The sequence below is a fragment of the Gemmobacter caeni genome, from assembly GCF_003054195.1.
GTDB lineage: Bacteria > Pseudomonadota > Alphaproteobacteria > Rhodobacterales > Rhodobacteraceae > Gemmobacter > Gemmobacter caeni.
Window position 1 is genome coordinate 1 of the sequence record NZ_QBKP01000032.1, and the last position, 22,267, is coordinate 22,267.

A 22,267-nucleotide genomic window follows, 5' to 3' on the forward strand; every position below is an offset into this window, starting at 1 on the left:
GGGTCAAATCCAGCCGATACCGACCAGACGATCAGCTGCTGGCCTTCCTCGAGTCGCTCTGAATATGCCGAATGACCGCATGGCCAAGGCCAACGCTCTAAAGCGTGGGCACTGGCCATGCGGCATAATCCTGATCCCGGCATAATATGCCCACACCTGTTCCCGGCCCCGGCTGGAAGCGTTCGGCGGCGGCGCGCATGTCATTGACCTTGGCGACCGCAAGAGCATTGGCTGGATCAGCACCCATGAATGGCTGACTGCGGCGCTGAACGGCGAAGACATCGACGCGGTGGAGGCGCTGGTCGGATGAACACCGCCGTTCCTTCCTGCAAACCCGCCTCCGTCCCCCTCCCGGAATTTGGCCGCAGTTCCGATGGCCTGACGGTCGCCCGGATCGGCGATGCCGCCTATGCCATGATCCCCAAGGCTGATGGCCGGCATTTCCTCGGCAGCAGCTGGCGCCTCTCCAAGCCCCTGTCGGACTGGAAGCGGTCCGACTTCTACGGCCATGGCGGCGATGTCGCTGACGAGGTTGCGTTCCATGCCATCGTTCAGGAACAGGCCGAGCATCAGGCCGCGAAGGTCGCCCTCGGCAGGCAGGAATTCCGCGCCCATGCCAGCACGCCTTGGGGACCATCGCAGGGCGCGGTCCGCTACGGCGAGGGCGTGGTGTTCCACTCGACCTCCGGCCATGGCGGGTTCCACCTGACGGCGGACCGCAATGCCGAAGTCCATCCCCGCCTGCGCGCGGCTGGAGGTTGGTACGAGGAGGATGCCGCCTGGGCCGCTGTCGCGACGGCCTGGCCGAATCTCTTCACGGGTCTGGAACGCCGGCAGGCGGAAGAGACGCTGCGCCACAGCTGGCCGGATGCCTGGGAGGCGATCCATGGCCGGGCGCTCAAGCCCGGTGAGTCCCACACGCGCGACGGCGAAGCCTTTGCCCGCGACCATGCGAGCGATTGGGTCGTGATCTCGGCGATCTATTCCGACAAGCATCGCGGCTTCACCGAGGTGATCGCCACGCGGGGCGGGCCGCGTGATCCGAAATCCGAGGAGCGTCGCTTCCTTGTCCCTTCCGGGGAGTACAAGGTCGGCGCCTTCGGCTTCGTCATCAATGAAGCGCGCCATGCCGTTTATGACGGCCCGTCGAGTTTCATCGGCTGGCGGGGCAGGGCAGGGGGATGAACCCCTGATGGCCGGTGCCGATCCTGGCGGTCGGGCACCCGCCAGAGGAAGAGACGGGCGGGGGATTCCGTGACGGGTTTCAGGGTGGGAGAGCGTCTCCTGCCGCCCGTCGCGGAGTGATCGCGATGACTGCACCCATCTCCCAAACCGCGTTCTGTGGCCCCGGCGACAACTTGATCGGCGGGGTCCTTGCCCGTCTGCGCCTCTCGGACCGCTTGCCCCTGCGGGTCAGCTGCAGCTGCCTCGCGCATTGGGACGATCCGGCTCTCGATCAGCTGTGCATCAACCGCGAGGTCGACCTCGGCACCTGTGGTGACCTCGCGGCCGCCATGGCCCTGGTCCGCAACGGCGTCGCTTCCGGTCATGTCGACGCGGGGCGCGATGCAGCCCTGCGCTTGGTGCCACAGTTCCTCACCATCCTCGATGCCGAGCACTGCCTCGTGCTGGCGGGGGAGGCGCAGATGGGCGGCGTTCAATGGTGCACCCCGGTCAACAGTGATGCCGAAGCGCGGCGCGTGGTGAATGAGGCCTGCGGGTTTCGGGCTAAGGCGCGCGCGGCAACAGACGCCGACGAAGCCGCATCTGCCGCTGCGCTACTCACCCGCGCCCAAGCGCTGGAAGGCCGTCTGGTCGACCCGTTCTGGCGCGACCTTGCGGCGGCCGCAGTCGATCTCGCCTTGGTGGCCTGATCTTCGCCCTTTCCGGAAACCTACCCCCGGCAAATGTCCGGGCCATGCAAATGAGGGAACCACTCATGCCCCAAGTGATCGCCACGACCGTCTATCGCCTTGATGAACTCCCCGAAGGTGCCAAGTACAGGGCCCGCGCCTGGTATCGGGAAGGCGGCTTCGACCATGACTGGTATGACACCGTCTTCGAGGATTTCCAGCGCATCGCGGACATCCTTGGCATCCGCATCAAGACAAGGGTTTCCCGTCTTGTCGGCGGCCGCACGCGGGAGGATCCCTGCATCTGGTTCAGCGGGTTCTGGTCGCAAGGCGATGGAGCTTGTTGGGAGGGCACGTACTCCTACCGGAAATCCGCCGCTGCCGATCTGCGCGCCTATGCGCCGCAGGATCCAACCCTGCATCGCATTGCCGAGACCTTGCAGGCGGCGCAGCGGCGGAATTTCTACCAGCTGCGCGCCGAAGTTTCACATCGCGGTTCTTATTATCATGCCTTCACCATGGCCGTCTCCGTCACACGGGAAAGCTCGGCTGCGGCCGAGGTCATTGGCGATGCTGAGGCCGTGGTCGCCGAAGCGCTTCGCGATCTCGCCAACTGGCTCTACCGGCATCTGGAACAGGAATACGACCACCTGACCTCGGATGAAGCTGTGGATGAGACGCTGATGGTCAATGGCTATACCTTCACCGAGGAAGGACGGCGGTTCGGATAGCCGTCCGGAAACACTGCGGTGCCCATCCCGGAGCCCGGTCATGCCTCACCGGTTGCTGTCGATCCAGCGCGACAGCAACTGCCGGTCCCGAAAGCATTCGTCCGGCACGGCGCGACGTTTGATTCGCGCCAATCGTTCGGCAAAGGCGACCTGCTTGGAAGTCGGATGGCTGGTCTCAGCAGGTTTCAGCTTCGCCTGCGCCTCGATCCAGGCGCTGAGGGAGCGGCGGTCCTGTTGGACTTCCCAGGGCAGCAGGTTCTGGTTCTTGAGCGCCAGTGACCGCGCATAGGCGATCTGACGTTCGGTGGCGGGCAGGGCAAAGGCGGCAGCGGCCATGAGGAGTCTCCCATGCGGGTCGTCTCTCACAATATAGAACATATAGAGAACAAATTCAACTCCGCGGCCGCCGGAGAGGGAGAGTTGGGTCGGAATTCGGGCGTGTTCAGGCGGATCGAGAGAGCCGCCGGGGCGCGCCATTCACCCTTGATCCGGAGGATTTCCGATGACCCAAGCTGCAACCACCCTGAAACCCGTGACCCTCGTGCCCGAGGCGCGCCGGATGGCGTTCTTGCCCTCGCTCTTCAGCCCCGCCCTAATGCTGATCGGCGAGCGCACCGTCTATCAGTTCATGTCTTGGCTGGCCCCCGACGACTACACCGGTGGGCTCTGGCATTTCCACGAGCGGGGCAGCCAGCCACTCTTCCTGTCGCCCGATAGCAACAAGCGGTTCCGCATCGCCTGCGAGACCAACGGCTACATGGGCGAGGTCTCGGCCGAGGCCGCCGGGATCATCGCCACCCTGTTCGCGCTGTCCCATCTCTCGTTCCGACATGAGGCCGACCAGCTGGCCGATGCCTATATGCGGCTTTACGAGTTCGCAGGTGACCACCCCGAGGCGGGCGAGATCTTCAAGGCGATTGACTGACGCGGCGCCACACAAGCCGACTGACAATTCCTGACCCTTTGGCACCCTCCGGCGGTTTCGTCGGGGGGTGTTTGCATTTGGCCGTCGTATTTCGGCGCAGGCGGCATTCGCCATGGGTCGCCCACAGCGGCATGCGGATTGCCACGGCTGGACGGCCCAGGGTTTCGAAGTGCATTTGCCAGGCGATCATTGTGGCGGCAGGAATTGGGGCGGGGCGTGAGAGCAAAGACCTCACCGTCAGATCATCATCGAGTTGCTCCGGTTGAAGGGGAGTCTCAGCTTGCATCGACCAGCATCTTTGCCCAGTGACTGCCATCGTTCGAACATCGTCCTTTTGCTGCCATCACGCTGCCAGACCTGCACCCGGTGGAGTGGGGGAAGCCGCGAGGCAACAGGGCAGGGGGGAGGCGCAAGCTGGCCTGTGGCCGCCAGAGGTGGTTTCATCGCCGGTGGTGCCTGACCTGTCATACCTTCCGGGCCTTCAGAGCCGCCTTGATCTCCGTGGATTGTCTGTCCCAGCCCGCGTCCAACGGCCTCTGGTGATGGGCTGATCTGCCCGAAGGACGTCTTCGCTTCGACCGCTTCGGCGCAACAGCGTCGTCACAACTTTCTTCCCCTGCCGGTGCGGGCACCGTCATTCCTCGCGAGGCAAGAAAGTTCCTCCTGTGCTGTCCAGCCCCCGACCCACCCCAGCACGCGAGCGTGCAGGGGACCCCGGGATGCGGGGGTGCGCCAGCGGTCGCCTCCGGGCTGTCGATCGCCATCGAGGCCGCAAGGACGCGGGCCCGAAACAGAGCAAAACGGAGAAAGAACATGGCGACCATCGGCACCTTCAAGAAGACCGGCACCGAATACACCGGCGAAATCTTTACCCTCAGCCTGCAGGCCAAGGGTGTGCGCCTCGTCCCCGACCTGCGGGCCTCGGGCGAAAACGCCCCCTCCCACCGGGTCCTGGTCGGCCGCGCCGAGATCGGCGCCGCCTGGACGAAGAAATCGAACGAGGGCCGCGAATACCTGGGCCTGAAGCTGGACGATCCGAGCTTCGCCGCCCCGATCTACGCCAACCTCTTCGATGACGAAGACGGCGAGGGCTACAGCCTCATCTGGTCCCGCCCCAACACTCGCCGTGGCGACTGATCGCCACAACAAAGGCCCCGGTCGAATGACCGGGGCCGAAGGCATTTCGTAGGTGAACCCGGCTCTTCCACTTGGCCACGCGGTATCTGGCACCACTTCGTCCGAAACGGAAATGCCGCGCCCCTAAGGGTGCACTTACGCAAACTCTCCACCGCCTGCGGCGCTTCCGAGATTTGCGTGCGGTCTCCTTGGGGGCATGGCCCCTCGCCGACAGCGTCCCAAGTCCTTCGCCTACTGCGACGGATCAGGAAGCGCGTCCCGCCTTCCCGAATCCATTCTGGCCAAGCCTTGCGCGGCTTGGATCGCGCCCCGCTGTCCCGGACGCCCACGTTGGAACTGGCCCCGAGAGCGGGGCGGCTCCGTGAGGGCGCCCGTGTCAGCGGGCGATCCGGTTCCGCCTGTCCCGAGAGCGGGACTGTCTGCCGGATCGTGTGTGCCGCGCTGCGCTTGTCCGGCAAACGGTGGTCCATCGTGGCGATGGCCCCGCGCAAACGGGCAGAGATGCGGCCAGGCCGACAGGCTGGCGATCATGCTGCCCGTTTGCTTGGTCACCTGCTTGCCTGGATGGCCCGCAAGCTGCGGGGTGTGCGCGGGCATGTAAAAGCAGCGCACGTTCGTCAGGAGCTACAGGACCAGCTTCGCCCGATTGACCAAACGATTTCCAGTCGTCGCCCTCCCGCGCCGCCAAAGTCGCTGTCGTCGAAATGGCAAGATGCCGCGGACTAGGTGTAAAGCCGAAAGTCTGCTCTTACCGGCTGACCATAAGGCACATGCTTCAAGACTTTACCTACTTCACGGGATGCGCGAATGGGTGCAGGTAACTTCTGGTCAAATTGGGTCGAGCTCCAGTTCACTTTGGTAAGTGCTAGTATTTCCTCAGCAATCTGACGAATGCTTCGATCTGTTTCTTCATGCGGGCACAGCAAAAGTGGGCGCGGAATACGCATGCCTGGATAAGTACCATAGTACGGTACGCTACCGCGTGTGTAGAGAAGGCCCTTGCCGTTCAGATCGACAAATGTGCCCCGGAGGACCGGGTAGTTGCCATTCCGCAGCAGCGATATCGGCGTAGTTTCCTGCACCCAAACCATATCGCACATTTCGACATCGAGCTCTTCAAGGGCAGCTAGAATGCCTGAAGCTTCCTCAGCGCGGAAGCGTGAGGTCTTCAGCACCACTAGCCGCGCCGGAAGCGCCTTGTGATATTCCCGGTAGGACCGCAGTGAGCCCAAAACCAAAGCTTTGATGTCTTCATGGGTAAGGTAAGGATGGCGTCCCCGCGTTTCTGTTTGAGCGCGGGCTCCTCGCAAAATTAGGCCCCTCCCCGTTTCGTCAAACATCTGTGCTGTACTGGTCCAAAGCTGCTGCCCGTCCAAGCTGCGATGAAAACCAATGCCCAAGAAATTGGTGGTATAGTCGCGCGGCTCGAACAGTCGCCATGGAACCTTCCCGGATTTGTAGAAGAGGCTGTTCAGAAGGTTCCACGTTCGCGTTGCGGGCGTTTGGATGCGCCGATCGTTCTGCTTCTTCACCTTCATCGGAATCTTCGCGCGTTCGTCATAGACATCAGGCCATACGATCTGGGTTGCGATCCCCAAATCCATCATACGAGCCTTTAACATGTCCCGAAAGTTCAAGGTATCCGGGCCACCGTCGTCATCAGGCTCTCCTGTTTCGGTGCGCCCCATCACAACGCGCTCGATGAGATCCACGGGCATCGCGAAAACCACCACATCGGGCCTCGCACTTCCTTCAAGCATCACCCTGATCTCGGATTCAACTTGATCAAGAAGAATATGAACTGCTTCTTTCACGGATGCGGCAGTTTTCACCGACCTGAGTTGCCGGTTCGATAATGTTCTCCGGCCTGTGTCCGGCACGACAAAGCGACAGGCGAATGGATTGGCGTTTCCCAGACCAGGGAAATCTGGATTCAGATTTGGTAGCCCCTTGTGATTGCCCTCAACCCCCTTCTGCGCCTCGACTATATAGTTTGCGAATGCCTCACAAGTCTCAGACGATCCCAGCACACCAACTGTGACCACCGCACCAGCGTGTGCCTGAAGTGGGCCGAATTCTCGAAGGCCTTGGCGCGGGTCGATGTGCTTTTGACCGTTGCCAAATTGCAGGTCAGGTTCATCGAAGACTATTGCCGTGAACGTCATCAGAACATTCCCCCTTGGTCAGGGTCTTCGAACAGAGCAGCGGTCGGGTCTGTTCGTTTCCAGGCTGCTTCAGGTGTCGCGACAGGCAAGCGCACCACGGGGGCCCGTTCGAATATCAACGGGCCTTGTTCGGAACGCGCAGTATCCGAGAACAAATCCAACACCTTCGGTTCGGTCGATTGGCATAGAAGGTGCTGCCACATCAGAATTTGGCCCCATACTGCCGCGTTGGTTTCCAGCCTCTTCTTCCCGGTCAAAAGTGCTTCCGGGCGTTGATGCCAACGGAATCCGTCGTAGGTGAAGAAATAGGTGGGCTCGACGAGCAAATACCAATCACGCCCTATACGATCAAATTTTGGGTGAAATGCATGGTGTCGAACGTAGGAAACACGATCCGGCTCGTCCGTTCGCATTTTTACGGCCACAACGCGCGCCTTTGTCGCGTTTGCCGCCGATCGATAAGCATAGTCTAACGGTTGACAGATATTCACAGGCCGAAAAGCGAGCAAATTTGTGTCCTTATGTTTGCCAAACATGAGTTGCTCGGAAAATTGACGCTCGAGACACTTACGTAGAAGATGCGCCATATCGTTGTAGTCATCATCGTCGGTACTCTCCGCGATCAATTCGATTTCAATCGCCTCAACTGTCTCTGGGTCAACAATGGCTTCGGTACTCTGACCTCGGGGATCGTGAAGTGAGATGAAGCGATTACCCCGCATTGACCAATCGAAGCGAGCATCGTCCTTTTCCACCATGACGGCGGCTGCCTGGCGGCCGTTCGGGTAGGTGGGGACCGCCACAAATATCTCCTGGGGCAGTTTGACTCTGAACATGTTCAGAATCGCGTCCTCACCGCCGTTTAAGGGCGGAACCCAAACACCGGGAGTGGCCTTATCTATCATCAGGCTAGCGATGGTATCGACTGCCGCGCTACTGAGGACATCCAGCTTCTTGTCGAAAATTAGAAGGCGAGGGTCATCCCGCGCGTGATCCTTGATCGACTTCCAATAGTTCGAGCCATCTTCGATCCGGTACAAGACTATGATGACTGGCAAGTTGGCCTGTGCCCAACCATGCAGGTCCTTCTCGTCGAGCCTATACTGAAAAGATGCTTCGGTTTCGGCCGTGTAACGGCCCCTCAAGCGCGTCTTGGCTTGGACGGCTACAAAGCGCGAAGATGTCGCGCCGGTACCAGGGTCTCGGAGTTCGACCATCCCATCCGTTCCTGACTCCAGCCTTCCAAAAGAGTGATAGACAAGGCCGATTTTTAGGAACTCGGCCTTGATGAGCGTCTCGCCACGCTCCCCGGTCATCTGGTTATCGGTCACGGTTTTCATCGAAGGCTCTCGGTGAATCTATGAGGGAAGCAAACTGATAGCAGATTTGGTAGGAAAGAACAAAAGAAGATCGATTAATGGTAGAGTCGTCAGCCTGCGCACCCGTACCGCCAAGAACGGTCGTTTCTGTCCAGGTCGACCGACCCAGTGCCGCATCAAGGGCTTAGCAAGGACAAAACCCCATGACAAAATCTCTGCGGGCTTGGGAGGTGCTTGGTCTTGTGACGGGAACCAGCATTTGCACCTCCCGGCGTTCCGCCGGGACCGCGCTCTGGTCCTCCGGACTGGAGCCAGCCGAGGCAGTCTCCACCCATGCGGGCGACGATCCCAGGTGCGAAGAGGGAGAGGGGTGCCGGGACGGGTCAGGTCCGGTGGGTAAGAGAGAGCGCTGATCGGGCCTGACCCTTCCCCGCTCTCTTGAGGATTTCCCAATGAACGACCTTTCCCCGGCGACCTTGGCGCAAGCGCCGGTCGCCCCGGCTTCTGCCATCCTGACCGCGGCTGACACGCTACTTCCCTTGCTCGAACGCGGGCAGCGCGTTGACAGTGCGACACTGCGCTCGGCGATGGAAACCGCCTTCGGCGCTTCCGACGCCTCCGGCCTCTGGGACTGGAAGGCAGGATATGAGGCCTGTGAGGCCGCGACGGTCCTCTTCTTGCGGAAGTACGGTCGGGCCATCTTTCGCCAGGCCGATAAGCCCGAGGCACGGCTGGCAGCGCTTTCGAAGATCACAGGCCTTCTTCCAAGCCACACCCGTCGCTCCGAGGAAAGCCAGACGCTGCAGCAGTTCTCCACACCGATCCTGCTCGGCTTCGCTGCATTGACGGCCGCGGCGATCAAATCCGACGACGTTGTGCTGGAGCCTTCGGCAGGCACCGGCCTCCTGGCCATCCTCGCCGAAACTTCCGGCGGCAGCCTGATCCTCAACGAGTTGGCCGACACCCGGGCCGAGCTTCTTTCTTCCCTCTTCCCGGCCCTTTCCGTCACCCGCTTCGACGCGGCGCAGATCCACGACCATCTCGATCCCGCTGCGTTGCCCTCAGTCGTCCTGATGAACCCGCCTTTTTCCGCAATGGTGAATGTCACCGGCAAAGTTCAGGACGCTGTCCTGCGCCACATCGCCTCAGCTTTGGCGCGCCTCGCCCCGGGCGGGCGGCTGGTCACGATCACCGGTGCGGGTTTCGGCCCCGACATGCCCGCTTGGCGGGAAGCTTTCGTCCGGCTGCAGGAAAGTGGGACCGTCGTCTTTTCGGCGGCGATCGACGGCTCGGTCTATGCACGGCATGGGACAACGTTTCCGACGCGGTTGACGGTGATCGACAAAATCCCGGCCGAAGATCCCGCACGATTCCCCATCTCTCCGGGCATGGCACCGGACGTCACAACCCTGCTCGGCTGGATCGCCGACCATGTGCCGCCGCGGATGCCGGTGGAATTGCCCAATCCGCCATCGCCTACCCAGCCCGCGGCGGCGCGGTCTGTTCGGGGCTATCTCGCCCGGTCCAATGCAACCATCGCGACGCGCAAAACGATCACCACGCCTGCCGCCGTCGAACTGGCCTATGAGACCGTCGACGCGATACCGCCCGACGCCGCCCGCCTGTCGGATGCGATTTACGAAGAATACGGCCTGCAATCGATCCGGATTCCCGGCGCTGTGCCGCATCCGACCAAGCTGGTGCAATCCGCCGCTATGGCCTCGGTCGCGCCACCGCGCCCGACCTATCGACCTTTGCTGCCTGCCGACATCCGCCAGCACCTGTCTGACGCCCAACTGGAGACGGTGATCTATGCCGGTGAGGCCCATTCCGACCATCTCACCGGAAGCTGGACCGTGGACGAGACTTTCGACACCGTCGGCGCTGCGGCCGAAGGCGCCTCGGGCGCGGTCCGCTTTCGCCGCGGCTTCATGCTGGGCGATGGCACCGGCGCGGGCAAGGGCCGCCAATCCGCCGGGATTATCCTCGACAACTGGCTGCGCGGGCGGCGCAAGGCGGTCTGGATTTCGAAATCCGACAAGCTGATCGAGGACGCGCAGCGCGACTGGTCTGCACTTGGCCAGGAAAGGCTCTTGGTCACGCCGCTGTCACGCTTTGCCCAAGGCAAGCCGATCACCCTGTCTGAGGGCATCCTTTTCACCACCTATGCGACGCTGCGATCGGATGATCGCGGCGAGAAGGTTTCGCGCGTCCGCCAGATCGTGGACTGGCTCGGCCGCGATTTCGACGGGGTCATCATCTTCGATGAAAGCCACGCCATGCAGAATGCGGGCGGCGGCAAGGGCGAGCGCGGCGATGTCGAAGCCTCGCAGCAGGGTAGGGCGGGCCTGCGCCTGCAGCATACACTGCCCGATGCCCGCGTGGTCTATGTCTCTGCAACCGGGGCGACGACGGTCCACAACCTCGCCTATGCGCAGCGGCTCGGCCTCTGGGGCGGGGAGGATTTCCCCTTCGCGACACGTGCTGAATTCGTCGAGGCGATCGAGGCCGGTGGCGTGGCGGCCATGGAAGTGCTGGCCCGCGATCTTCGCGCCCTCGGCCTCTATACCGCGCGGTCATTGTCCTACGACGGCGTCGAATACGAGTTGGTAGAGCATCAGCTGACCGAGGAGCAGCGCCGCATCTATGATGCTTACGCGGGCGCTTTCGCCGTCATCCACAACAACCTCGATGCGGCGATGGAGGCGGCCAACATCACGGGGTCGGACGGAACCCTGAACCGGCAGGCCAAATCTGCCGCGCGCTCGGCCTTTGAATCCACGAAGCAGCGCTTCTTCGGCCACCTGCTGACCTCGATGAAAACTCCGACGCTGATCCGGTCCGTCACGGCCGATCTGGCGGCGGGCCATGCCGCCGTGATCCAGATCGTCTCGACCGGCGAGGCATTGATGGAACGGCGCTTGGCCGAAATCCCGACCGAGGAATGGAATGACCTGACGGTGGATGTCACGCCGAGGGAGTACGTAGGTTCGTACCTTCAACATTCCTTCCCGGTGCAACTCTACGAGCCCTTCACCGACGGAGAGGGCAACCTGTCGTCGCGCCCGGTCTTCCGCGACGGCCAGCCGGTCGAATGCCGCGAAGCGGTCGCCCGGCGCGATGAGATGCTGGAACAGCTTGGATCGCTGCCTCCCGTTCCGGGCGCGCTTGATCAGGTGATCCAGCATTTCGGGACGGAAGTGGTCGCAGAGGTCACCGGTCGGTCGCGCCGCATCATCCGCAAGGGCGAAGGACCGGCGGCGCGGCTGGCGGTCGAGACCCGCGCGCCTTCGGCCAACCTGGCCGAAACTTCCGCCTTCATGGATGACCAAAAGCGCGTGCTGATCTTCTCCGATGCCGGGGGAACCGGGCGCAGCTATCACGCTGAGCTGTCGGCCAAAAACCAAAGGCTCAGGGTCCACTATCTGCTGGAGCCCGGCTGGAAGGCCGATGCCGCCATCCAGGGCCTTGGCCGCACCAACCGCACCAACCAAGCGCAGCCGCCATTGTTCCGGCCGATCTCGACCGACGTGAAGGCGGAGAAGCGCTTCCTGAGCACTATCGCCCGGCGCCTTGACACACTCGGTGCCATCACCCGCGGGCAGCGCCAGACGGGAGGGCAGGGGCTGTTTCGGCCGGAGGACAATCTCGAAAGCCTCTATGCCCGCGATGCCCTGCGCCAGCTCTACCTTCTGATCGTGCGCGGCAAGATCGAAGGCTGCTCGTTGCAGCGCTTCGAAGCAGCAACCGGCCTGAAGCTGATGGACACCAATGGCATCAAGGATGATCTGCCGCCGATCACGACCTTACTGAACCGCCTCCTGGCCCTGACCATCGAGATGCAGGGCATCCTCTTCACGGCCTTCGAACAGCTTCTCGAGGCGCGGGTCGACGGGGCGATGGCATCCGGCACCTATGATCTCGGGTTGGAAACCCTGCGCGCGGAAAGCTTCATCGTCACTGACCGTCACGTGATCTACACCCATCCAACCACCGGCGCAGAGACCCGACTTCTCTCCATCACGGAACGCCGTCGTAACAAGCCGCGCCTGCTGGACGAGGCTCTCGCCGAACTCGACGACCCGCGTGCCGTCCTGATGATCAACACCCGTTCAGGCCGGGCGGCAGTGCAGGTGCCGACCACCAGCCTGATGCTGGACGATGGCGAGATCGAACGACGCGTACGGCTGATCCGCCCCACGGAAAGCCAGAACATCGCCATCCGCCTGATGGGCGGCACGCAATGGGTCGAGACCGATCGCCCCACCTTCGTTGCCGCGTGGAATGCCGAGGTGGCGGAGGTGCCCGAGTTCACCGACAGCACGCTGCATGTGGTCTCAGGTCTCCTGCTGCCCGTGTGGAAACGCCTGCCCCAGGACGAAACCAGGGTCTATCGGCTGCAGACCGATGACGGCGAGCGGATCATCGGCCGCAGGGTTTCGCTCGCGTGGGCCGCCACGGCCACCGGCGCAGGGGTGCCGAGCCTTTCCGCCGAACAGGCTTATTCCGCGCTGATCGAGGGCAAGACCATCCTTGATCTGGCTGAGGGTCTACAACTCCGCCGGTCGCGCGTCATGGGGGTGAATAGGATCGAGTTGACCGGATTCACCGAAGGCATGCGCGACCGGCTGCGGGCTTACGGCCTCTTCAGCGAGATCATCTCGTGGAAACTGCGCTTCTTCGTGCCGGTTGGAGATGACGGCGCGGGAGTGCTTGCCAAGCTCTTCAACCTCTGGCCTATCTCGCGCATTTCTGAGCGTGAGGTTGCCTGATGTCCCGTATTGATGCCGCAGATTTGGCGCAGCGCCTTGGCCAACAGGCCGAGGCTGTCTGCCGAACCTATCTTTCCAACGGGCACAGACAGGGCAATTACTGGCAGGTTGGCGATGTCCGCAATACGGCAGGGCGCTCGATGTTCGTGCGCCTGACCGGTCCCACTTCGGGCAAAGGCGCCGCTGGCAAATGGCAGGATCCGTCCGAGGGAACTCATGGTGACCTCCTCGATGTTATTCGCGAAAGCCTCGGGCTCAGCACCTTTGCCGACGTCCTCGAGGAAGCCCGGCGCTTCATCAGCCTGCCGCAGCTGGAATCGGTGCCGAACACGCCGACCCCGAAACAGCCTCCCGCACCCTCTGGTTCGTCCGAAGCGGCACGGCGGCTCCTCAGCATGTCCAGTCCGCTCAAACGCTCGCTGGCGGCAACCTATTTGCGGGGCCGAGGCATCACCAATCTCCGCGATACCGACGCCCTGAAGTACCTCCCCAATTGCTACTATCGGGGGCAGGGCGAGGATCAGACCAAGACCTGGCCCGCGATGATCGCTGCCGTCACCGACCTCGCAGGCAAGGTCACCGGGGTGCACCGCACTTGGATTGCGCGTGATGGCGGCTCAAAGGCGCCTGTCGACACACAGCGGAAGGCGATGGGGGGTTTGCTCGGCCACGCGGTCCGGTTCGGTGTGACCAAGGAGGTCATGGCAGCGGGGGAGGGCATCGAGACCGTTCTCTCCCTCCGACAGGCCCTGCCCAAAATGCCGATGGTTGCAGCACTGTCGGCCGGACATCTCACAGCCCTTGTCTTTCCGGCAGATCTGCGCAGGCTCTATATCGTCCGCGACAACGATCCGGCGGGGGACGGTGCCAGGGATAGCCTGGTCGCCCGGGCCTTTGATGCCGGGATCGAGGCGATCACGCTTTCGCCCATGTTGGGGGATTTCAACGACGATCTTGTCACCCGCGGTCCGGATGCACTTCGGGCGCATATCCGGGTGCAACTCGCGCCGGAGGACGTCAGTCGCTTCCTGGCGCAGGATCATCTGACCTGTCGAACCGGGTGATCCCGCAGGTCCGACCTCATCACGGGCATACTAGGCTGCAGTACCATCAGCGGGACCGCGCCTCGGCCTTCTAGAGGGCGAGCGGCCCACAAGCGGTCCGGTCAGGCAATGGCGGCGCCCGACTATTTTCCGCCGGCGGCAGAGCCGCCTTTGCATCGCGAGGCAAAATAGCCGGGCTTGGCCATCGAGGCCCTCGCACTAGGCTCGGGCTGCCAGACCGGACCGCTTGTCGGCTTTTCGTCGCCATGTAGGCCGCGACGGTCGCGGTCCAGACGATGGAGCATCCCATGTACGCCCATGACGACTTCGAACCCGATCACACCTCCTCGCCTACCGACACCATGATCCAAGATCTTCAGCTCTATGGCTACCGTCCCGCTCCTGACGAGGCCGATCCCCGGATCACGCCCGAGGACCACGTCATCCAGACAGCCGTCGCCGACATCTTCGACGCCCTGATTTCCACCATGGCCGACACCAGCCTCGATTTCGACCTCGACGAGATCCTATGGTCGACCGTCAACACCTTTCACCGCGCCGCAGAGCGGATCGAGACCAAGCTCGACGACAACGAGCAAGCGCAGAAACGCCTTCAGCGCGAACAGGACGGTTCCGAGGTGAAATCCGTCCAGCTTGAAACCCTCATCGACCTCGGCCAGAGCCTGATCGACCGGCGTGAGAGCATGGAACTCTTCCGCGAAACCGCTGCCGACCTCTTCCTCAAGGCCACCGGCACGCACTGGTCACCGCGTTCGGGCTCGCGCACCAGCCATCGCCACCTGACCGCTGCGATGATCGACAGCCGCGACTTCATCGCCGCCAAGAAACGCGCGGAGACCGAGAGCCTGGTGCCTCCGGGACCCAAGGTTGCCTTCTCGGGCGGGGACACCATGGATCACCGGCTGATCTGGGACCGTCTCGATCAGATCCACGCCAAACACCCCGACATGGTACTGTTGCATGGCGGATCGCCCAAGGGCGCCGAGCGCATCGCGGCCACCTGGGCCTCCAACCGCAAGGTGCCGCAGGTCGCCTTCAAGCCGGACTGGACCAAACATGCCAAAGCCGCACCCTTCAAGCGAAACGACCAGATGCTGGACTGCATGCCGATCGGCGTCGTGGTATTCCCGGGCACCGGTATCCAGGACAACCTGGCGGACAAAGCCCGCAAGATGGGCATCCCGGTCTACCGCATGGCGGCGGGGGCGTGAGCCCCCGACTTCCATCTTCGAAGCGCACCACTGCAGTCCGCAAACTCTTCAGATGGTTGCCGGAAGCGACTTCGCCGCCGCGGACTGCATATCCAGCAAGATAGCGTTTCGTCGGGCGAGAGTTTCGTGCCACTCCTGTGCCTCTCGGTCCTTGAAGAACCCGGCTTCTGGCGCCAGGCGCGCAACTGCGGCTTCGACCTCGTCGAGCGACACCCGGAAAAACTCCTTCCGGAAGTTCGACATGTTGATCCGGCGCTCGGCGAACTCCTTGTGCAGTGCGCCTTCAAGGGTAGGTGCGGCATCGCTGTAGATCATCGCGTGAATGTCGAAGCCGAAGGGTACGCTTGCATCACCGAGTTCGCGGATGCGGTCATCGGGATCGAGCCGTCGCGTGAGCCCGATCTTTACGACGTCCTCGCCGAAAGAACCCACATTCGAGATGATGTAGACATAGCCGGAACGGGTCATCTCGGCCATGGCACGCGCCCGCTCGCTCGCGGCGTGGGCTGCCGCAAGAGCTGCCTCGAGTTCCTCGATGCGGCGGCGATTACCTTCGCTGTCTGCCTCCTTGCGCGCCTTCTCGAGCATCGCCTGATACTTCGCTTCCTCCCGTTCGGCGGCTTCCGCTTCGGCGAGAAGTCTCTTCTCTTCCCTCTCGGCCCGAGCCAGTTCCGCGCGCTCCTCCTTCTCTTGCTTCAACTGCTCGCGGTACTCGTGGGTCAGGCGCAGTTCCTCGATCTTGAGCGCTACGTAGCGGTCGTTCAGCGTCAGGTTGAGAGAGGTGTTCTCCCTGTTGATGGCTGCCGCGGCCGACAAAACCCGTTTCTCCATTGCGACGGCATTGTTCCACCGAACATTGGCGATGGCGGCTTCGCATTCATTGTTGAACGCGCGCATGGTCAGCCGGGTCTGCCGGTTGATCATGGTAGCACCTTTGGCCTTGCTGCCCTCCACGGACCAGTCCGTTGGGCAAAGTGCCGCCTGCTTCGCGGAGATCATGGCTTTCTGCCGGTCCCGGACTTCGACGATCTTGGTCTTGTAGGCCTCGCTGTCGGTGAAATCGAAATGGGGCTCATAGACCCCGAGTTCCGCAAACGCGAGGCGCTCGTCGTAGATCGCGACCTGCTGTTCGAGTTGATCGAGGAGGACGCGTTTCTCGGCATAGGTGGATCGGACAGTTTCGATATCCGACCTCAACCGGGCGGCCTCCTGTTCGAGGCGTGCGACTTCTGCCTCTTGGGAGATGATTCCGCCATACTTCACCTTCGTCGCGTCATGCGCGCGTTCGACGCTGGCAATGGCCTCTCGATGCACCTCCGTCTCGCGTGCGGCCTCGGCGATCCTGTATTTCAGCCGTCGTTTTGCGAGCAACCAGAGGATAAGGAACAGCGGGGCCGCAACGAACCAGATGATTGCGACAATGACAATTGGATCCATGGCGACTCCGCTCGAGACGTTTCAATGCAGCGCGACGATGGCTTGGGCGCGTCAATCACTCAAGCAGTCGTTGCGGCCTCTCGGGTTTTCAAGGTCAATGAGCTCGGAACGGAGCCGAGTCAGAGAGTGTGTTTCCGCCCAAGACCGGCGAAATGGAGACCGGTCGTCCGGATTTCGCCAAATCGCCAGCGGTCACGACAACATTCACATCCAAGTATCGGCCACACGATGTAAACTCGAGGGGTGTCTTAGAGGAGGCCAGTGCAATGTCTTTCCGAATCTCAACCTTCAACGCGCTTAACCTCAATTCTGCAGGTCTCGGCTTCATCGGGCGTCTCGATGCAAGGCCGCTAACAGCCGAGGAGTACGCTGCAAAGACTGGAGCCATTGCGACGGAACTCACAGCACTGGCTCCCGACATCGTGGGGTTTCAAGAAGTGTTTTCTGAAGCGGCCCTTCGAGACGCGTGCGGCCGGAGTCCGGAAATGGGCGACATGGAGGTCCATGCACCCTTCGCTCAGCCAGTCCCAGATCCCCTCGGCCCAGCCGGTCAACTCGTCTCCGATGGGCCCCACGTCGGCATTGCATCCCGTTTCCCGTTGGTGGGGCAGCCGTCGATGATCACAGACTTTCGGCCGGAGGCTGCGCCTGTGGTCCCGGTTGGTCGCCACAGCGCCATGTCGGAACTGCACCTCCTCGGTATCACCGCATTCGAGCGGCCCCTTCTCCGTGCCGAAGTTGCAGTCGATGGCTTGCCCGGCTTGGTCGTTCTCGTCGCGCATCTGAAGTCCAAGCGACCGAAGTTCTTGCCGGGAGAAGATCTGGACGACCCTGTGATTCAAGCGCTCGGGGCAATGCGGTCCTTGATCGTTCGGGCTTGTGAGGCCGCCGCGCTCAGAGCACAAGTCGTCGCGGAGCGCGAAAGTTGGGTGGGGGGCAAACGTCGGCCTGTCGTTGTTCTTGGGGATCTGAATGATGACCTTGGCTCTGTCACGACGCAGATGATTTGTGGCGGAAAGCCCTACTTGTCAGGTGGGCAGACGGCCGTAAGCCGCTCCACTTGGCGTTTCCGAACCAGAGACATGATGCTGTCCGCCTTCGAGATTGCGCCGCCGCCGCCCGGACAGGGACACACCCATGTTTTTGGTGGGAAGGCATCAGTGATTGACCATATCCTGATGTCAGCAGACTTTGCACCTGTCGAAGGTCGGCAACGGGCTCGCGTCCTGGCCTCGGGCACGCGCAATGCGCATCTCGCACCTATTGTTGTAGGGGCCGCACTTCCACCGGTGGAGCCTTTCGACCCGGCGGCCATCCAGGCAAAGCTTCGCGAGGAAGCGGAGCGGCCACCACGTGACCCTTTGACGGAGCACCCTCGCGACGCCCGAACTGACACCCCCGAACTCGGCTTCGACCACGGTTTCCCGTTCGCCGACGTCGAACTCTTTCCAACCCCTTGACCCCCAGAGATGGGGCGGAGAACATCCCCTTGTTGCCAACAGAAATCCAACTTCATATCTCGCTCGACGACGTCAAGCCGAAGGTCTGGCGACGGGTTGTTGTTCCGATCACCTGGAACCTCGAACAGTTACATCTGGTCATCCAGGCAGCGTTCAACTGGCAGAACCGTCACAACTACGAGTTTCAGATGGGAGGGCTGCGATTTGGCAACAAGGCGGTGCTTGAAGAGTATGCGTCGCCTGAGTCTCCGCAGGTGTTCGAGCACCGGGCTGTCACGTTGAGGGACTTTGTTGGGCGTGGGGCAAGTTTCATCTATGCGTACGATTTCGGAGATGACTGGCGACACACTGTCAAGATCGAAAAGTACCTGGCCATCGACCCGGCGTAGAAGGCCGCTGATTGCATTGGCGGCGCGGGAGCAACTCCTCCGGAAGATGTTGGTGGGCCGCCCGGGTACGCGGACTTCCTAGCCATCATGGCGGACCCGAGGTCGCCAGAGCATGCCTCAACAAAGCGTTGGTGCGGAGGGCAGTTCAATGCGAACTGGTTCGACCTGGCGATCGTCAAAGCGGATGTGGCAAGGGCACTGAAGCCAAACCTACGACGTGCCCTGCATCAGCCTAAGCTCAAGGTGGTTCCCTGATCTGACCAGGGAATCCCTGTTCCTACACGATACAGTCGGGTTCTGCGTTTCGTACGATACAGTTCAGCGCCTCGTATAACGGGGGCATTGTTATGTCAGGGTAGGCTCTCGCCACGCTGAATGCCTGCTTCCATCTGCTCAAAGAAAGTCCTTGCGGTCGGTGAAAGCTGATCGCCTACGGCTGTCAACTTGCCCGCGACAAGCGCACGGGCCAAGAACCAGTCGTAAAACGACTTGTGAGCAAAACGATAAGTGCGTTGCCTCGTGATGGGATCGCGACCGGAGGGTTGCACCAGGGATATGAGAAGCACGTCCTCAATTCTGTCCGATGGTCCGAGCGCTGTAGATGCGCACGCTCTCAAGAGTTCTTCTGTAAAGGTCAGCCCATCCGGCGCCGTAGTCTCGAGCGGCCGAAGGTGCAGTTTGCATGCGAGTTCCTGCATCATGCGGATCAGGACTTCGGCTGCCTCCTCTGTGCCATATCTCTCGGCGAGCACTTCTCCACGGACAAGGCGACCTGTCGCAGTCGAACTGGTCCAATCGCGCTGGAGCTTGGCGCGGAAGTACTTCCCGTAGAGACGGTGCAACTCCCGCTCTGGTGCTTCGCCTTGCCATGCATCCTCGGCAAGCATACCCAAGAAAAGCGGACGGCGTGGGATATCGCCGTAATGCTCTTCATATTGACCGGTAGCGACAACATCCCGGAACCTGCGAAACGTCTCTGGAGGGATTGCCCCCCTTTCGGCCGCGAACTGGTCAAGGAACTGGGTCATGAGGGGATGATCCCAGTCGGTCAGCCTCAAGCGCGTAAAGAACGTTCCATCAGGATCGAACTCAAGCGGACGAGACTCATAGAGCTCGTCCCGGACGGTTACCACGGCAGGTATTCCTAGTTCCCCGATCGATCCCCAGAGCATGGCCAGTCTTTGTGGATTGTGCCAGAAGCGGCTTTCGTCGATCGCATCGATCAGAAGCAGGGGGTAGCTCGTTCTAAAGGCATGCTTGCAGGAGTCCTGAAGGATCGACAGGGCCAGTTGGTTCGACGCCAGATCGTCGTCGACAATCTGAGTCATGACATCTGCCAAGAGGCCGGCAGAATTTACAAACGCGCGGTCACTGATGTTCGCTGCCGGGAAAAAGTACACGGCCTGGTCTTTTTGCGCCCACAGATCACCCAGAGCGTGCAGTCCAAGTGTCTTGCCAAAACCAAAGCTCCCGGTCACCAAATACCTTGGAGGTTTTCGGTACCGGCCTGAATGGCCAGCGTCCGAACGCTTCACGTAGGCTTCGAGTGTTCCAACGATGTGAGATGTCACATCGCTTCTTGCCTCTCGATCTTCCAGGAAGGGCACGGACGGAAGGTAGTCGATCGCGGCCATTCTCTCTCGGTACGCTGACGCCAAGGTTTGACGCGATTGCTTCGACAGATGACCGAACTTCTCGTCGGCGAGGTTACCGATTTCCTTTATGAACTTGTCGAGGTCGAGCAGCTTCGTGGATTTTGCTATTCCGGCGGCAACCACCGTTGCCAAGGCATCCTCGATGGTCTTGCGGTCTTCGGCGTCGAGGATGCTCCGGTTGAGAACGAGCCAATACTCGTTGACCGGTTTGGCTTTCTTGATGAATTTTTTGATCTCTTTGTCGACATCCTTCAAGCGACTGGAGTGCCACTCGCGCTCAAAGCCCTTGCATTGCACTGCCAAACTGACTTGGAAATTTTCACTTTCAAACTGGTAGACGTCGATGCCTTCCCGATCGAGTTGCAGCAGGTGTTTCGATTGGGTGATGTTGGGCAAGATGGCAGCCAGCAGGTCTTCAACAATTGAAGCGAAATCGTGCCCGGCCGCCCGGCCGATCTCGTGTCTGTGTTTTCCTTTGCGCACTTGCGGAGCCTTGTGGTTTTACCGTGCTGCATCTCGTTGGCGGCAATCTGCTTGTGTCAACCGGAAAACCCTGTCTGCGGGATAGGGAAATCGAACTTCGGGAACGCCGGCGCCATGCTGCAACGGGCCGGATACGCGACACTCGGGTGTCTGGCGAAGGGTCTGCGGGAGGGCCTTCCGGAAGTGCCGGGGATGGGGGCCAAGAAGTGGTCCGAACTATTTGAGCCAGTCTTCGCCAAGATAAAGGCGCCCGCGATCCGCAGCAAAGTCCTTATCCTGACTATAGCCAGCGGCTCCCAGAACGTGTCGCACTGTCTGGTCAAACAAGGTCCTGTCCGTCCATCTGCCGAGGCACCACATCAAACCCTGCTCGGACGTGGGCATTAGGGTGGGGGAAGGGTGGCGCCGTTCAAGTTCGCCGATAATACACTGGCTATCACAGTAAATGTCCGCACCAATTTGCATAACCGGTGTGCATCGATACCCACCGGTAAGGGCGGTCAGCATTGGTTTGGGTGGCAGGCGCGGAATTTCCACGCTGCGCCATTCAAGTCCTTTGATGCAAACACGACCCTAACTTTCTCCGCCACAGGGGATTGCGGGTAGGCGTGGAAGATCACTTCGGACGTTGGATCAGCAAATTTATATTCCTTTTCGAGCATTCAACTCATAGTCAGACAGAAATTTTGGAGGTCAGCGCCGAAATATCATCTATGGCACTGTCGGGAGTTGTGTCTGATTTGGAATTGGAATTGGAATGTCAGTTGTTCAATTCCATGGCATAGTCCGCAACATCTTTCAACGACGCCCCAATTTGGTGCGGCTTGACACCAAGGCGTTCCAATGGAAGCCCGTATCGATTGAGCCAGATGGTGCGGTAACCGAACCAAGTTGCCCCGCAAATGTCCCAGCAGTTCGAGGAAACGAATAGGATATCGGTCGCGTCACAGCCAAAGGTATCCGGTCCCATTTGGTAGGCTTCCGGCGCTGTCTTAAATCGTTTGACGGCGTCGACGCTCAGAACATGCTCGAAATATTCGTCAAGCCCGGAGGCTTTCAGCGCTTGATCGAGCATCCAGGGCGTTCCGTTTGACAAGATCGACAGGGCGATCCCAGCATCCTTGAGACGCTTTAATTGTCCGGCGTTCTCGGAAAAGGCCGAAAGCTCGGCGTATTGCCCCATCAGGCGGTTTCGTGAGCTAGGCGCCAGATCTAGGCCCAGTGCCGTAAAAGAATAATCCAGCGCGTCGCCTGTCACCTGCCAGAAGTCCGCGTATTGGTGGCAAAGGGTGCGCAAGCGGGTGTATTCGATTTGTTTGTCACGCCAGAGAGCAGCCAGTTGCGCGCCTTTTCCGGGAAACAGCTCCTCGGCCATGGAGCTAACCGAATAAACATCGAATAGGGTCCCATAGGCGTCAAAAGCGATTGCTTTGAGGGGCATTATTTGTAATCCATCGTGTTAAGTTTATTTTTTTGAGAACATGAGGCATGTGGCCCGGGAACTTAAAAGCCAGACCACACGATAATTGCCCAAGAATTATAGCACAAGCTCGCTGCATCATCCGACATTTCCCAAGTGGCCTGCCGCTTGACTTCAAGATCGCCTGATTTTGCTCGCTGGGCAAGCGTTTTTCGCCCCGAGCGGTGTCTGTCGTCGCGCAAACGG

16 protein-coding genes and 1 pseudogene are annotated in these 22,267 nt (G+C 61.0%); 10 read left to right on the plus strand and 7 right to left on the minus strand.

What is annotated here, in order from left to right; all coding sequences use genetic code 11:
* The first annotated feature begins 306 nt into the window (after window positions 1-306).
* The 3 genes from C8N34_RS24200 (at window position 307) to C8N34_RS24210 (ending at window position 2,584) form a co-directional block, all read left to right on the plus strand.
* Window positions 307-1,185: a DUF7007 domain-containing protein gene (locus tag C8N34_RS24200; protein WP_108130838.1), complete on the plus strand. Its 879-nt coding sequence runs from the start codon at window positions 307-309 to the stop codon at window positions 1,183-1,185.
* Between the two features lie 125 nt (window positions 1,186-1,310).
* Window positions 1,311-1,874: a hypothetical protein gene (locus C8N34_RS24205; RefSeq protein ID WP_108130839.1), complete on the plus strand. Its 564-nt coding sequence runs from the start codon at window positions 1,311-1,313 to the stop codon at window positions 1,872-1,874.
* 65 nt (window positions 1,875-1,939) lie between these two features.
* Window positions 1,940-2,584 carry an antitoxin of toxin-antitoxin stability system gene (locus C8N34_RS24210; protein WP_108130840.1) on the plus strand — a complete coding sequence of 215 codons (645 nt, stop codon included), beginning with the start codon at window positions 1,940-1,942 and terminating at the stop codon, window positions 2,582-2,584.
* Window positions 2,585-2,629: 45 nt separating this feature from the next.
* On the opposite strand, the gene C8N34_RS24215 is transcribed toward C8N34_RS24210, so the two are convergent.
* The gene (locus tag C8N34_RS24215; RefSeq protein ID WP_108130841.1) at window positions 2,630-2,920 is read right to left on the minus strand and encodes a hypothetical protein; all 291 of its coding nucleotides are present in this window, start codon (window positions 2,918-2,920) and stop codon (window positions 2,630-2,632) included.
* A gap of 166 nt (window positions 2,921-3,086) precedes the next feature.
* Between C8N34_RS24215 and C8N34_RS24220 the strand changes: the two genes are divergently transcribed.
* Window positions 3,087-3,509: an antirestriction protein gene (locus C8N34_RS24220; protein WP_108130842.1), complete on the plus strand. Its 423-nt coding sequence runs from the start codon at window positions 3,087-3,089 to the stop codon at window positions 3,507-3,509.
* Window positions 3,510-4,322: 813 nt separating this feature from the next.
* A complete protein-coding gene (locus C8N34_RS24225; RefSeq protein WP_108130843.1) occupies window positions 4,323-4,646 on the plus strand; it encodes a DUF736 domain-containing protein in 324 nt (107 codons plus the stop codon).
* Window positions 4,647-5,368: 722 nt separating this feature from the next.
* Here C8N34_RS24225 and C8N34_RS24230 read toward each other — a convergent pair.
* Together C8N34_RS24230 and C8N34_RS24235 are read right to left on the minus strand one after the other, a co-directional pair.
* Complete coding sequence (locus C8N34_RS24230) at window positions 5,369-6,811, minus strand: argonaute/piwi family protein (RefSeq protein WP_108130844.1); 1,443 nt, start codon at window positions 6,809-6,811, stop codon at window positions 5,369-5,371.
* Window positions 6,811-8,151, minus strand: a complete 1,341-nt coding sequence (locus C8N34_RS24235; RefSeq protein WP_108130845.1) for a DUF4365 domain-containing protein — start codon at window positions 8,149-8,151, stop codon at window positions 6,811-6,813. The genes C8N34_RS24230 and C8N34_RS24235 overlap by 1 nt, the downstream gene beginning before the upstream one ends.
* Window positions 8,152-8,582: 431 nt before the next feature.
* On the opposite strand from C8N34_RS24235, the gene C8N34_RS24240 reads away from it, so the two are divergent.
* The 3 genes from C8N34_RS24240 to C8N34_RS24250 all read left to right on the plus strand — a co-directional run bounded on the left by C8N34_RS24240 (window position 8,583) and on the right by C8N34_RS24250 (window position 15,177).
* Entirely contained in the window at window positions 8,583-12,902 is a 4,320-nt protein-coding gene (locus C8N34_RS24240; RefSeq protein ID WP_108130846.1) for a strawberry notch-like NTP hydrolase domain-containing protein, read from the plus strand.
* Window positions 12,902-13,966 (plus strand): DUF7146 domain-containing protein, encoded by a 1,065-nt coding sequence (locus C8N34_RS24245; RefSeq protein WP_108130847.1) that lies wholly within the window; start codon window positions 12,902-12,904, stop codon window positions 13,964-13,966. The genes C8N34_RS24240 and C8N34_RS24245 overlap by 1 nt, the downstream gene beginning before the upstream one ends.
* A gap of 287 nt (window positions 13,967-14,253) precedes the next feature.
* Window positions 14,254-15,177, plus strand: coding sequence for a DUF2493 domain-containing protein (locus tag C8N34_RS24250; protein WP_108130848.1), 924 nt, complete (start codon window positions 14,254-14,256; stop codon window positions 15,175-15,177).
* Window positions 15,178-15,225: 48 nt separating this feature from the next.
* On the opposite strand, the gene C8N34_RS24255 is transcribed toward C8N34_RS24250, so the two are convergent.
* Entirely contained in the window at window positions 15,226-16,614 is a 1,389-nt protein-coding gene (locus C8N34_RS24255) for an SNIPE associated domain-containing protein (protein ID WP_108130849.1), read from the minus strand.
* 266 nt (window positions 16,615-16,880) lie between these two features.
* On the opposite strand from C8N34_RS24255, the gene C8N34_RS24260 reads away from it, so the two are divergent.
* The gene (locus C8N34_RS24260; RefSeq protein ID WP_158640780.1) at window positions 16,881-18,074 is read left to right on the plus strand and encodes an endonuclease/exonuclease/phosphatase family protein; all 1,194 of its coding nucleotides are present in this window, start codon (window positions 16,881-16,883) and stop codon (window positions 18,072-18,074) included.
* 32 nt (window positions 18,075-18,106) lie between these two features.
* Window positions 18,107-18,718: pseudogene (locus tag C8N34_RS24265) on the plus strand (plasmid pRiA4b ORF-3 family protein).
* Window positions 18,719-18,813: 95 nt separating this feature from the next.
* On the opposite strand, the gene C8N34_RS24270 reads toward C8N34_RS24265, so the two are convergent.
* The 3 genes from C8N34_RS24270 to C8N34_RS24280 all read right to left on the minus strand — a co-directional run bounded on the left by C8N34_RS24270 (window position 18,814) and on the right by C8N34_RS24280 (window position 22,042).
* Entirely contained in the window at window positions 18,814-20,601 is a 1,788-nt protein-coding gene (locus C8N34_RS24270) for an NACHT domain-containing protein (protein WP_108130851.1), read from the minus strand.
* Between the two features lie 216 nt (window positions 20,602-20,817).
* The gene (locus tag C8N34_RS27240) at window positions 20,818-21,108 is read right to left on the minus strand and encodes a glutathione S-transferase family protein (RefSeq protein WP_338419728.1); all 291 of its coding nucleotides are present in this window, start codon (window positions 21,106-21,108) and stop codon (window positions 20,818-20,820) included.
* Window positions 21,109-21,361: 253 nt separating this feature from the next.
* Window positions 21,362-22,042 carry a haloacid dehalogenase type II gene (locus C8N34_RS24280; protein ID WP_108130852.1) on the minus strand — a complete coding sequence of 227 codons (681 nt, stop codon included), beginning with the start codon at window positions 22,040-22,042 and terminating at the stop codon, window positions 21,362-21,364.
* Window positions 22,043-22,267 lie beyond the last annotated feature (225 nt).